The sequence below is a fragment of the Pseudomonas sp. G5001 genome (genome assembly GCF_013385475.1).
Classification (GTDB): Bacteria; Pseudomonadota; Gammaproteobacteria; order Pseudomonadales; family Pseudomonadaceae; genus Aquipseudomonas.
Window position 1 is genome coordinate 347,073 of sequence record NZ_JACAPZ010000017.1, and the last position, 11,571, is coordinate 358,643.

Here is an 11,571-nt window from a genome sequence, read left to right on the forward strand (position 1 = left end):
GGGCTTGGAAAGTGTGCTCGGCTCAGTGACTCAATTCCCGCTTCAACACCTCATGGTCAATCGACTTCTGCCACCCGCATATCGCCAGGCACGCCACGCAATTGCCCAGCACATTGGTCAACGACCGACACTTCATCAGCCGCTCCACTCCCAACAACAAACCCACCCCTTCCAGTGGCACCAGTTGCAGGATGTTCAAGGTAGCAATCAGGGTAAACAGCGCCGAGCCCGCCACACTGGTAGACCCCAGCGAGGTAAACAGGCAGATCACCAGCACCGCCAGCAACTCGGGCACGGCAATCTCCACCCCGGCCAGATGCGCCAGAAACATGATGGCAGTGGTCAGGTAAAGATTGGTACCGGCCAAGTTGAACGTATACCCGGTGGTCAACACCAGGCGCACTAATTGGCGATCACAGCCCAGCGCCTCAAGTTTGCTGACGCAACCTGGAAGTGCGGCCACTGAAGAGCCGGTGAACGTCACCAACAACAACTCTTCTTTCAAGTAAGCAATTAGCCGGCTCAATTTAACGCCGAGCAGGCGGGTAATCGTGGCGAACACTAGAATGACGAACACCGCGCAAACCAGGTAAATAACAACAATGAACTTCAAGAGCGGCAGCACCGAACTTAAACCGTACTTTCCCACCACAAATGCCATCGCCCCAAACGCCGCCAGCGGTGCGAACTTCAGGATAAACCGCAGCAACCAGAACAACCCGGCGACCGCCGCTTCCAGCCAACCGAGGCAGCGGTTTGCGACCTGGCCGCCACGCCCCAGCAGCAGGCCGCACAGCACCGCCACCAGCATCACCTGGAGCACCAGGCTTTGGGTGAAAACCTTGTAAAGACTGGACGAAATCGAGGTCATCGACAGCTCGTGCAGCAGCCTTTCGGCCGCGGCAGGCGGTGTCAGATGATCAAAATCCAGGTTGGCCACTGCCGTATGATCCAGGCTGAACAACCACCCCGTCGACATTCCCAACACCAATGCAGCAAGGGACATCAGCTGGAAATACACCACGATCCGCCCCACTACATGCCGATGGTGGGGCTCGCGCTTGATACCTGCGACACCGGTCGACACCAGCACAAACAACAGAAATGGCATCAGTAACCCGACCACTTTTATAAAGGCGTCACTGAGCAGCTTCATCTCGACTGCCACGCCCGGATAAAAAAGCCCCAACACCATGCCAAGAGCAATGGCAATCAAAATAGGCAAGGTGGCGTTATTCGAAAATCGGGTCGACATCAATGCTCCATGGTCTTTTTATTTATTGTTATTGTCGGATCAGGCCACTTTCGGCATATTGGTCGCCAAGGCGCATTCAGGCCACAAATAATAAAGTCTTGTCACGGGATATACCACCATGGAACTTCGCCATTTACGTTATTTCATCATGGTGGCCGAAGAGCGACATTTCACCCGCGCCGCCGCTCGCCTGAACATGCAGCAGCCGCCCCTCAGCCAACAGATACGTGCCCTCGAACAAGAGCTGGGATTCGACCTGTTCAAGCGCCACCCCAAGGGCGTCGACCTGACTGCCGGCGGGCTGGTGTTTCTCGATGAAGCGCGAGTGATCCTCGCCCGCGTCGAGCAAGGTTCCCTCAAGGCGGCTCGCGCTGCCCAGGGTATCGAAGGCACGTTGGTCATTGCCTTCACCAGTTCCGCCGCCGCCCACCCGCTGATCCCGCGAATCATCCGCGCCTACCGCGAGCAATACCCGGGCGTGGAGCTCTCGATCAACGAAGGCAGCGCCCGGGAAGTCACCGAAGACACCATCGAAAAACGCATCGACATCGGCATCCTCCGCGCACCGGTGGGCGACCACCAGAGCCTCACGTTCCACCGATTGCTCAACGAAGAAATGCTGCTGACCCTGCCCGTCGGGCATGCGCTGCTCAAGGGCGCCGAGCCAAAAATCACCATGGCCGACCTCAAGGACGAACGCTTCATCCTGGTCCGCCGCCCCGGCGCGCCGGGGATGTACGCCAACCTGATCAAGGCCTGCCAGAACGCCGGCTTCGAGCCGAAGATTGCCTTTGAAGTGGAGCGCATGCTGACCAACGTCAGCCTGGTGGCCGCCGGCGAAGGCATCTCGGTGGTGCCGGCGTCGATGCGCGACGTGCATCGCGAAAGCGTGGTGTACTGCCGGATCAGCGATGCACGGCCAAGGTTGCTGGCACCGATCACCCTGGTGCGGCGCGCGTTCAATCCGTCGGCGCCGTTGCAGAATTTCATTGGGCTGGCGCGGGAGTTGGCGGGGGTTTATCGCAAGGGTTGAAGGGCGATGGAACGTCAATCGACCACAAATAACTTTGCGCCAATGGCAGTGGAGGAACGATGCCCCTCCATGTCATTGCCCACCTGATAACTCATCCCGGCAGTCAGCGTGAACTGCCGGCCATCCTCCAGCTCGGTGTGCAGCTCACCTTCCAGGCACAGCAGGATATGCCCGCGCCAACACCAGTGATCCGCCAGGTAACCGGCGCTGTATTCGACCATGCGCACACGGGTTGAACCGAACTGGCAAGTGCGCCAATACGCACTGCCGGTTTCGCCGGGATGCATCACCGGCTCGAGGGTCGACCAGTCGGTGGTGCCAAAGGGGATTGCGGTCAGGTCCATGGTTTTCTCGGCATTGAATAGGTATGGATGAACCGTATCTATAAGGTGAATGCCGCGATAGAGACAGATCCGCTGCATTTGCGGGATACAGGGCGATGACTCTTGGTATCCTGCCAAGCCTCTTCGCATGGAAGCCCGTCGATGAAGATCGATCCATCCTTTGTTGTGCATGAGACCGAGCACTGGCTGCTCAATCATCACCTGTCATCCGCACTGCCGGGCTACCTGATGCTGGGTGCCAAGGCGCCGGTTGACTCACTGGCCGAGATGCCCGATGCGGCGCTCGCGGAGCTGGGTGGGTTGCTGGCCAAAACCCAGCGGGTCATGGAGGCTCAGTTGAAGCCCAAGTGGCTTTACATCAGCCGGTTCGGGCATATGCCGGGCTTCCCGCTGCACTTTCATTTCATACCGGTGTATGGATGGGTTGAAGCGCTGTTCTGGCAGGATGAGCGCTATCGGGTGCTGCAGGATTTCGGGACGCAGCAGAAGGCTACCGACGGTGCGGAGCTGACGCTTTTTATCTGGCGGGAGTTTGGTGAGAGCCCTACGCCGCCGGTGGTTCAAGGAGCTTCGGTGAGCGAGGTGATCAGGTGTTTGCGTACGGAGTTCAATACCCAGGACGACACATGACCTGTGGCGAGGGAGCTTGCTCCCTCGCCACAGCAAGCCCCCTCGCCACAAGGTTTTGGGTGGGTCAGCGAACATTGTGGAGGTGTTTGCGCATAGGAATACAGGCCAGCTGCAACCCCGACGGCGAATGATAGATGGCCTGCTCGGTCCCCACATACCCACACCGTCGATAAAAATCCGCCGCATTCAACGTCGCGTCCAGGATCACTTCCTCAATCCCCAACTCCCGCGCCAACGCCTCCAGATACACCAATATCTGCTTGCCAATCCCGCGTCCGGTAAACCCGGGCAGCACAAACAGCGCACCGATTTCGTTGTTCGCCAGATCCAGCATGCCGGTGACCACAGGTTCAGCGTTCACGCAGCCCAGGTAAAAATGCTTGTCCATCAGCGTGTCGTAACCGTCCTTGGCTGCGCCTCGCGTCCACAACATCATCTGCTCGGACGTATAGGCGCCGATGCATTGGCTGCGTATGGCCAACAGGCGAATGTCGAAGGCTGCCTGTGCATCTTCCAGCGTGGCGCGTCGTATCTCGAGCATCTGTCCCTCCATGGACGTCAGGCGTTCTCGTCACCCGGCCGGGTAAACGAATAGCGATCAATATCGGTCCTCAACTGCCAGCCCTGGCCCTGCCAATAACGGGCAGCGCTGTCGTTGGTCTTGAACACATCCAGGTGGCATTTGCGGATGCCCAATTGCGCCAGGCGGGTGAGGCAGCGCTCAACCAACGCGTTCGCAATACCCTGGCGCCGATACGCGGGCAGCACCAGCAAGTGCTGCAAATACCCGCGCCGGCCATCGTGCCCGCACATCACGCACCCAACCAGCCCCCCATCGACCTCGGCGACGAAACTCATGCCTGGATTGCGCTCCAGGTAACGCTCAGTGGCCTCGCGGGAGTCGGCATCGCGCAGGGAGATGCCAGGCGTTTTCTGCATCAGTTCGAGCACGGCGTCGTAGTCGGCAGTGCTCATTACGCGAATAGTGACCATGGTGTTCAAAGCCCTCTGGGTTCGCACTGATTTTGCCTGTAGTTGTGCCGGTCGCGCACGCATAAATACACGACCGGATAACCGCTTGAGTCAACGCAGCTGAAACCAGGTGGTTTTCAGCTGCGTGTACTTGTCAAAAGCGTGCAGCGACAAATCACGCCCGAACCCGGATTGCTTGCCACCACCGAACGGCACCGCCACATCCAGGGCGTCGATGGTGTTGACCGACACCGTCCCGGCATTCAGGGCACGGGCCACGCGGTGCGCACGGTTGAGGTCATCACTCCAGACCGAGGCCGCCAGGCCGTAGAGGCTGTCGTTGGCCTGCTGTATCGCCTGCTCTTCCGTGTCGAAAGCGCTGACGGCAAGCACTGGGCCGAACACTTCATCGCGGGACAGGGCCATGTCGTGGGTCACACCGGCAAAAATGGTTGGCTGGATGAAGTTTGCTGAACCATTGATGATCACCTGTTCGCCACCGCACAACAGCCTGGCGCCCTCCCCCTGGGCCTGGCTGATGGCGTGCATGATGCGTGCGGTTTGCTGACTGTCGACGATGGCACCGGCCGCACTGCCGGGGTCCAGCGGATCACCCGGCATCCAGGCGCGCGACTTGGCGATCAGGCGCTCGACGAATTCGTCATGGATGGAGCGTTGCACGTAGAGACGGGAGTTGGCCGAACACACTTCGCCCTGGTTGAAAAAGATGCCGAAGGCGGCCTTCTCCGCCGCAAGGTCAAGGTCCTGGCAGTCCTCAAACACCAGGTTCGGGCTCTTGCCGCCACACTCCAGCCACACCTGTTTCAGGTTGGACTGGGCGGAATACTGCATGAAGTATTTGCCCACCTGAGTGGAGCCGGTGAACACCAGGCAATCCACGTCGGGGTGCAGCCCCAGGGCCTTGCCGGCACTTTCGCCGAGGCCGGGCACCACATTCAACACACCTTCCGGGACACCGGCTTCCAGGGCAAGCTGGGCCAGGCGCAGGGCAGAAAACGGCGACTGCTCGGCAGGTTTCAAGACCACGCTGTTACCGGCCGCCAACGCCGGCGCGAGTTTCCAGGCGGCCATGTCGAGCGGGAAGTTCCACGGCACCACCGCCGCGATCACCCCCAGTGCTTCACGCGTGATGGTTGCCAACGCGTTGTGAGCGGTGGGCGCGACTTGATCGTAGAGCTTGTCGAGGGCTTCGCCGTACCAGGCAAACACATTGGCGGCGCCGGGCACGTCAACGTTGTAGGCGTCCATCACCGGCTTGCCCATGTTCAGCGAATCGAGCAGCGCCAGTTCCTCGCGGTGGGTCATCAGTAATTCGGAGAGCCTGATCAAAATTTTCTTGCGCTCCACCGGCGGCATCCGTCGCCAGGGGCCGGTCTCGAAGGCCTGGCGTGCGCTGCGCACGGCCAGGTCGACTTCTGCGTCACCGCAGGCTGCAACCCGCGACAGCAACTGCTGGGTCGCAGGGTTAATGGCATCGAAGGTCGCCCCGGATGCCGCATTCACTGAGCGGCCACCGATCAGGGCGGTGTTGATGAACGTCTGGCGGGCAACACGCTGTTGCCAGTAGTTAAGGTCGAACACGTTGTACTCCCAATGAATGGCGATGGATAGACGAGGGGTTCACTCGGCGATCTGCAGTTCCGGCATCTTCACGCGCAGCCCCCGCGTGATGCCCAGCAGGCACAGGAGCCCAAGCCCCATCCAGCACAGGCCGATGGTGAACGACAGGCTGGAAAGGCTGCTCCATAGCCAGATCGTGCTGAGGAACCCCAGCGCCGGCACAACCGCGTACAGCAAGTAGTTCCTGGTACCGCGCAACTTCTGGTCGACCAGGTAGTGCTTGATCACCGCCAGGTTCACCGCCGAGAACGCAAACAGCGCACCGAAGCTGATCATGTTGGCGACGGTATCCAGCGTGATGAACAAGGCAATCAGCGAGAACAGGCTGACCAGCACGATGGCCGTGGCGGGCACGCGCTTTTTCGTCACCAGCTTGCCGAGCACACGGGGCAGCGCGCCGTCACGCCCCATGGCGAACAGCACCCGCGACACACTGGCCTGGGAGACCATCGCCGAGGCGAAGCAACCGGCGACATAGGTTGCGGTAAAGGCGGTCACCAGCAGTTCGCCGCCCACCCGGCGCATCACATCCACCGAGGCGGCATCCGGGTCGACGAAGCTGTTCCATTGCGGGAACACCATTTGCGCGAAATACGAAACCAGCAGGAACAGCAGGCCGCCGAACAGCGACACCACCATGATCGCCAACGGGATGGTGCGGCGTGGGTTGGGGGTTTCCTCGGCCATGGTCGACACCGCATCGAAGCCAAGAAACGACAGGCACAGCACCGCGGCGCCCGCCATGATCAGCGGCGCGCTGAAGCCTTCATGGTGGAATGGCGCCAGCAGCGACACGGGTGCGGACTGCTCGCTCAGGGTGTGCACCGACAACGCCACGAACACCACGATGAACACCAACTGGGCGACGATGAGTATCCAGTTGACCCGGGTGATGGACTCGATGCCCACCAGGTTCAGTGTGGTCACCAGGGCAATCGAGCCGAGCACCCACACGGCGGTCGGCACCCCGGGAAAATACTCGGACATGTAGATGCCGATCAGCAAATAGCTGAGCAACGGCAGGAAGATGTAGTCCAGCAACAGGGTCCACCCGGCGATGAAGCCGAAGTAGGCGCCAAACGCCTTGCGGGTGTAGGAGTAGACCGAGCCCGAATAGGGATGCGCCTGGACCATGCGCCCATAGCTGTAGGCCGTCAGCAGCATGGCGGCGAGGGTCAGCATGTAGGCGGTCGGCAAGTGGCCCTTGGTCATTTGGGTTACCAGGCCGTAGGTGGTAAACACTGCCAGCGGCACCATGTACGCCAGGCCGAACAGCACCAACCCGATAAGACCCAGCGGCTGACGGAAGCGGCGGGACGAGGCGGCTTTGGGTGAGGATTGATGAGCGGGTGTATCGGTCACGTTTGTTATTGTATTCATGGGTGACTCCTGGAAATGGGAATGCAGGGCGTCGCGGCATTCGATGGCATCGATGCCGTTCAGCGTTGCCTGATGGAGGTTGCGCACCACCCCTCGCCTGGGGTGGCGCGCTGGTCACTTCAGCGTTTTCCCGCGATCCGTGCGGTGCGATCCACGGCGATGCGGGTCTTTTCAACCAGCTCGTCCAGCTCAGTGCGCGTGGCCACCAGTGCCGGCGCCATGATCATGCGGCCCAGCGTCGAGCGAATGATTACGCCCTCTTCGAAACCAAACGTGCGGCACTGCCAGGCCAAGTCGTTTTCGTTCTCGAAGCGCTTGCGGGTGCTCTTGTCTTCAGCGAACTGCAAGGCCGCGAGCAGGCCCGTGCCCTGGATCTCGCCGATCATCGGGTGATTGCCGAACACTTCATGGAGGATTTTTTGCAGGTACGGTCCGGTGTCGTTCTTCACCTGGCGCACGATGCCTTCGTCCCGCAGCGCCTTGAGGTTGGCCAGCGCCACCGCCGCCGCCACCGGGTGCCCGGAATAGGTCAGCCCGTGGGCAAACACGCCGCCGCGCTCCACCAGCGCATCGGCCACGCGCTTGCTCAGCACCAGGCCACCCATCGGCAGGTAACCGGAGGTCAGGCCCTTGGCGATGGACAGGGTGTCGGGCTCGAAACCGAAGTGTTGATGGGCGAACCATTCGCCGGTACGGCCAAAGCCACCAATCACCTCATCGGCACACAGCAGCACATCGTATTGCCGGCAAATGCGCTGGATCTCGGGCCAGTAGCTTTCCGGCGGGAAGATCATGCCGCCCGCGCCCTGGAACGGCTCGGCGATAAACCCGGCGACGTTTTCAGCGCCCAGCTCGAGGATTTTCTCTTCCAGCTGCAAGGCGCAGCGGCGGCCGAACTCGGCAGGCGTCAGCTCGCCGCCATGGGCGTACCAGTAGGGTTCGTCAATGTGTGCCACGTCGGGAATCAGGCCGCCCATCTCGTGCATGAACTTCATGCCGCCCAGGGCAGACGCCGCCAGCGTGGAGCCGTGATAACCATTCCAGCGCCCGATCATGATTTTTTTCTGCGGTTGGCCGACCACTTGCCAGTAACGGCGCACGGTACGGATCAGTACTTCGTTGGCCTCGGAGCCGGAGTTGGTGTAAATCACGTGGCTGTAGTGGCCCGGCAACAGGCTGAAGAGCAACTCCGACAGCTCGATCACCGCCGGGTGGGTGGTGTGAAAGAACATGTTGTAGTACGCCAACTGGTCCATCTGGGCGGCAGCGGCAGCGGTCAAGTCCCTGCGACCGTAACCCAACTGGGTGCACCACAGGCCCGACATGCCGTCCAGGTAACGCTTGCCTTCGCTGTCCCACAGGTAAAGGCCCTCACCGCGCACCATCACCCGCGGGCCTTCGGCATTCAGCGCTTTTTGATCGACAAAGGCATGGATGTGGTGGGCCGCATCCGACTTCTGGTAGTCCTCGGTCAGGCGGTTCAGTTGGGCGGGTACGTTCATGGTATTTCTCTCTTATTAGTAGTGACGCAAGGGCGAGCAACGCCGCTCAGCGGTGCTTGCTCATGTAGCTTTCAAGGGGGTCTTTGCTCAGCACTCCCTGGGCTTCGGCCAGCGAATCGATAAACAGGGCAAACAATTCCGATTGCGCGCCGATATCGAGCTTGGTGTAGATGTGTTTGCGGTGGGACTTGATGGTGTCTTCCGAGACGTCGAGGCGTTCGGCCAGCGAACGGGTGGAATGCCCGCGCAGGATCAGTTGGGCGATCCGGCATTCCCGCTCGGTCAATATCGACGAGCCGAAGTTGTTCAGCGCCGAGTGAATGCGCTGCTCCAGCAGGTTTTCGAATCGCGCCCCCTGGGCATCCAGGCCAACGAAATGCTTGCCCAGCACCGCCAGCACCCACGGCGCGATGCGTTTGAATTGGCCGGTGATGGTGGCGTCGAGCTTTTGCGTAAAGGCCAGCGACACCGCCAGGCTCGAGCCGTTGCTCGACTGCAGGATGTAGTTCAGCTCATCCTCCAGATGCGAGTGGCGGTAAAACGACTGGAAGTATTCGCTGAGCTCGAAGTGATCGGGGGCGACCTCGGCCAGCTCGTAACACCCGGAGCTGACGCCCTCCACACAGGCCCCGTAAAACGGGTCGAGCAGATAAAACCCCGACAGGTACTGGCGCACATTGCCTTGTGGCAACCATGGCCCGTCCAGCTCGAACAGCGCACTGGGCATGCCGCCGCGCGGGTAGAAATACAGCGTGGTGGCCTGGATCGGCTGGAGATAACCGAGAGCCTCGAACAAGGTCGCGGCGAACCCCGATTGCCCGATGCTATCGGTCACCCGGGCCATCTGTTCGAACCATTGCGCAGAAGAAAGCCGGTCGTTTTCCACTTCAAACACTCGCTGAAAGAACTGCAAGGATGGTTGCACACCCGCTCCATCCTCGAAATCACCCGATAGGGTGAGCCTGCATCCGATATTTATGCTCACTTCCCAGCTTAATAATATTTTATTAAAAACCGCCCTCCCCCTAGCCTTGAAGCCATGCCCAAGCTGAATCCAACTGCATTACGCAAGGACAGACACATGACTCAAGCAATAACAAAAATAGACACGCTGGTAGTGGGAGCCGGTCAGGCTGGCGTCGCCATGAGCGAGCACCTGAGCAAGCAAGGCGTGCCGCACCTGGTGCTGGAGCGCAGCCGTATCGCCGAGCGCTGGCGCACCGGCCGCTGGGATTCGCTGGTCGCCAACGGCCCGGCCTGGCATGACCGTTTTCCGGGCCTGGCTTTCGATAACGTCGCCCCCGATGGCTTTGCGCCGAAAGAGCGTGTGGCGGACTACTTCGAAGCCTATGCACGCAAGTTCAATGCACCGATTCGCACCGGCGTCGACGTGACCTCGGTGGTGCGCAATGTCGGTCGCCCAGGCTTCACCATCCACACCAGCGAAGGAGTGATCGAAGCCAACCGCGTGGTGGCGGCCACCGGGCCGTTCCAGAAGCCGGTGATTCCGGCGATTGCCCCTCAAGACAGCGCGCTGCACCAGATCCACTCCGCCGACTACCGCAACCCCGCGCAACTGCCGGCCGGCGCGGTGCTGGTGGTGGGGGCGGGTTCCTCCGGGGTGCAGATCGCCGACGAACTGCAACGCTCCGGGCGCCAGGTGTACCTGTCGGTGGGTGCTCACGACCGCCCACCGCGTGCCTATCGCAACCGCGATTTCTGCTGGTGGCTGGGCGTGTTGGGTGAGTGGGACCAGGCCGCGATGAAACCCGGCCGCGAGCACGTGACCATTGCGGTGAGCGGCGCCCACGGCGGCAAGACCATTGACTTCCGCGAGCTGGCCCAGCAAGGCATGACCCTGGTCGGCCTGACCCAATCCTTCAACGGCAGCGTTGCGAGCTTCCAGCCCAACCTGGTGGAAAACCTGGCCCGCGGCGATGAGAACTACCTGGCCCTGCTGGATGCGGCGGATGCCTATATCGAGCGCAACGGCCTCGACCTGCCGCCAGAGCCCGAAGCGCGTCGTGTGTTTCCCGATGCCGAGTGCATCAAGCACCCGATCCTGGAACTGGACCTGGCCAAGGCCGGTATCACTTCGATCATCTGGGCCACCGGGTTTGCCGTGGATTACAGCTGGCTGAAGGTCGATGCATTTGACGCCGCCGGCAAGCCGCAGCACCAGCGCGGCGTGGCCAGCGAGTCGGGCATCTACTTCCTCGGTTTGCCATGGCAGTCGCGCCGGGGTTCGTCGTTTATCTGGGGTGTGTGGCATGACGCCAAGTACGTGGCCGACCATATCGCCATCCAGCGCCAATACCTTGAGTACCGCGAACCGGCACCGGTTGTTCACACCTCACCTGTCAGCGCCTGATCACTTTTTTCTGGAGTTTTTTTGATGCCTACTCACACTCGCATCCGCATGTTCAACACCAAGGAAACCTACCCTAACCAGAGCCTGGACAATGACCTGTGCCAGGCCGTACGCGCCGGCAACACGGTGTATGTACGGGGCCAGGTGGGCACCGATTTCGACGGCAACCTGATCGGCCTTGGCGACCCGCGCGCGCAAGCCGAACAGGCAATGAAAAACGTCAAGCAACTGCTGGAAGAGGCCGGCAGCGACCTGAGCCACATCGTCAAGACCACCACCTACCTGATCGACCCGCGCTACCGCGAGCCGGTGTACCAGGAAGTCGGCAAGTGGCTCAAGGGCGTGTTCCCGATCTCCACCGGGTTGGTGGTTTCGGCCCTGGGCCAGCCACAGTGGCTGATGGAAATCGACGTGATTGCAGTCATCCCCGAGTAATCCAAGGA

General features: G+C 60.8%; 12 protein-coding genes. 4 read left to right on the forward strand and 8 right to left on the reverse strand.

Annotation, left to right across the window (positions count from 1 at the left end; all coding sequences use genetic code 11):
- Positions 1 to 22: 22 nt before the first annotated feature.
- Positions 23 to 1,255, reverse strand: a complete 1,233-nt coding sequence (locus HX805_RS16670) for a cation:dicarboxylate symporter family transporter (RefSeq protein ID WP_177081458.1) — start codon at positions 1,253 to 1,255, stop codon at positions 23 to 25.
- Positions 1,256 to 1,373: 118 nt separating this feature from the next.
- On the opposite strand from HX805_RS16670, the gene HX805_RS16675 reads away from it, so the two are divergent.
- Complete coding sequence (locus HX805_RS16675) at positions 1,374 to 2,288, forward strand: LysR family transcriptional regulator (protein WP_102368851.1); 915 nt, start codon at positions 1,374 to 1,376, stop codon at positions 2,286 to 2,288.
- A gap of 14 nt (positions 2,289 to 2,302) precedes the next feature.
- Here the strand turns inward: HX805_RS16675 and HX805_RS16680 are convergent, their stop codons facing one another.
- Positions 2,303 to 2,632 (reverse strand): DHCW motif cupin fold protein, encoded by a 330-nt coding sequence (locus HX805_RS16680; protein WP_087692424.1) that lies wholly within the window; start codon positions 2,630 to 2,632, stop codon positions 2,303 to 2,305.
- A gap of 141 nt (positions 2,633 to 2,773) precedes the next feature.
- Between HX805_RS16680 and HX805_RS16685 the strand changes: the two genes are divergently transcribed.
- Entirely contained in the window at positions 2,774 to 3,262 is a 489-nt protein-coding gene (locus tag HX805_RS16685; RefSeq protein ID WP_102368849.1) for an HIT family protein, read from the forward strand.
- Positions 3,263 to 3,326: 64 nt separating this feature from the next.
- Here HX805_RS16685 and HX805_RS16690 read toward each other — a convergent pair whose 3' ends face one another.
- The 6 genes from HX805_RS16690 to HX805_RS16715 all read right to left on the reverse strand — a co-directional run bounded on the left by HX805_RS16690 (position 3,327) and on the right by HX805_RS16715 (position 9,643).
- On the reverse strand, positions 3,327 to 3,803 hold the full coding sequence (locus HX805_RS16690; protein WP_177081457.1) for a GNAT family N-acetyltransferase: 477 nt from the start codon (positions 3,801 to 3,803) through the stop codon (positions 3,327 to 3,329).
- Positions 3,804 to 3,820: 17 nt separating this feature from the next.
- The gene (locus HX805_RS16695; protein WP_256343956.1) at positions 3,821 to 4,318 is read right to left on the reverse strand and encodes a GNAT family N-acetyltransferase; all 498 of its coding nucleotides are present in this window, start codon (positions 4,316 to 4,318) and stop codon (positions 3,821 to 3,823) included.
- Between the two features lie 27 nt (positions 4,319 to 4,345).
- Positions 4,346 to 5,836, reverse strand: coding sequence for an aldehyde dehydrogenase (locus HX805_RS16700; protein ID WP_177081456.1), 1,491 nt, complete (start codon positions 5,834 to 5,836; stop codon positions 4,346 to 4,348).
- A gap of 39 nt (positions 5,837 to 5,875) precedes the next feature.
- A complete protein-coding gene (locus HX805_RS16705) occupies positions 5,876 to 7,255 on the reverse strand; it encodes an APC family permease (protein WP_023658770.1) in 1,380 nt (459 codons plus the stop codon).
- A 119-nt stretch (positions 7,256 to 7,374) separates the two neighbouring features.
- Entirely contained in the window at positions 7,375 to 8,757 is a 1,383-nt protein-coding gene (locus tag HX805_RS16710) for an aspartate aminotransferase family protein (protein WP_134326381.1), read from the reverse strand.
- Positions 8,758 to 8,803: 46 nt separating this feature from the next.
- Entirely contained in the window at positions 8,804 to 9,643 is an 840-nt protein-coding gene (locus HX805_RS16715) for a helix-turn-helix transcriptional regulator (protein WP_177022031.1), read from the reverse strand.
- Positions 9,644 to 9,796: 153 nt separating this feature from the next.
- Here HX805_RS16715 and HX805_RS16720 point away from each other — a divergent pair, with 153 nt between their 5' ends.
- Both HX805_RS16720 and HX805_RS16725 read left to right on the forward strand, forming a co-directional pair.
- The gene (locus HX805_RS16720) at positions 9,797 to 11,128 is read left to right on the forward strand and encodes a flavin-containing monooxygenase (RefSeq protein ID WP_371132991.1); all 1,332 of its coding nucleotides are present in this window, start codon (positions 9,797 to 9,799) and stop codon (positions 11,126 to 11,128) included.
- A 24-nt stretch (positions 11,129 to 11,152) separates the two neighbouring features.
- Positions 11,153 to 11,563: a RidA family protein gene (locus tag HX805_RS16725; RefSeq protein ID WP_003207327.1), complete on the forward strand. Its 411-nt coding sequence runs from the start codon at positions 11,153 to 11,155 to the stop codon at positions 11,561 to 11,563.
- The last annotated feature ends 8 nt before the right edge of the window (positions 11,564 to 11,571 follow it).

What these genes read in the sequence shown, in the direction of transcription:
- HX805_RS16670 (WP_177081458.1), bottom strand. Translation starts at nt 1,255, where the DNA reads ATGTCGACCCGATTTTCGAATAACGCCACCTTGCCTATTTTGATTGCC.
- HX805_RS16675 (WP_102368851.1), top strand. Translation starts at nt 1,374, where the DNA reads ATGGAACTTCGCCATTTACGTTATTTCATCATGGTGGCCGAAGAGCGA.
- HX805_RS16680 (WP_087692424.1), bottom strand. Translation starts at nt 2,632, where the DNA reads ATGGACCTGACCGCAATCCCCTTTGGCACCACCGACTGGTCGACCCTC.
- HX805_RS16685 (WP_102368849.1), top strand. Translation starts at nt 2,774, where the DNA reads ATGAAGATCGATCCATCCTTTGTTGTGCATGAGACCGAGCACTGGCTG.
- HX805_RS16690 (WP_177081457.1), bottom strand. Translation starts at nt 3,803, where the DNA reads ATGCTCGAGATACGACGCGCCACGCTGGAAGATGCACAGGCAGCCTTC.
- HX805_RS16695 (WP_256343956.1), bottom strand. Translation starts at nt 4,318, where the DNA reads ATGCGTGCGCGACCGGCACAACTACAGGCAAAATCAGTGCGAACCCAG.
- HX805_RS16705 (WP_023658770.1), bottom strand. Translation starts at nt 7,255, where the DNA reads ATGAATACAATAACAAACGTGACCGATACACCCGCTCATCAATCCTCA.
- HX805_RS16710 (WP_134326381.1), bottom strand. Translation starts at nt 8,757, where the DNA reads ATGAACGTACCCGCCCAACTGAACCGCCTGACCGAGGACTACCAGAAG.
- HX805_RS16720 (WP_371132991.1), top strand. Translation starts at nt 9,797, where the DNA reads ATGCCCAAGCTGAATCCAACTGCATTACGCAAGGACAGACACATGACT.
- HX805_RS16725 (WP_003207327.1), top strand. Translation starts at nt 11,153, where the DNA reads ATGCCTACTCACACTCGCATCCGCATGTTCAACACCAAGGAAACCTAC.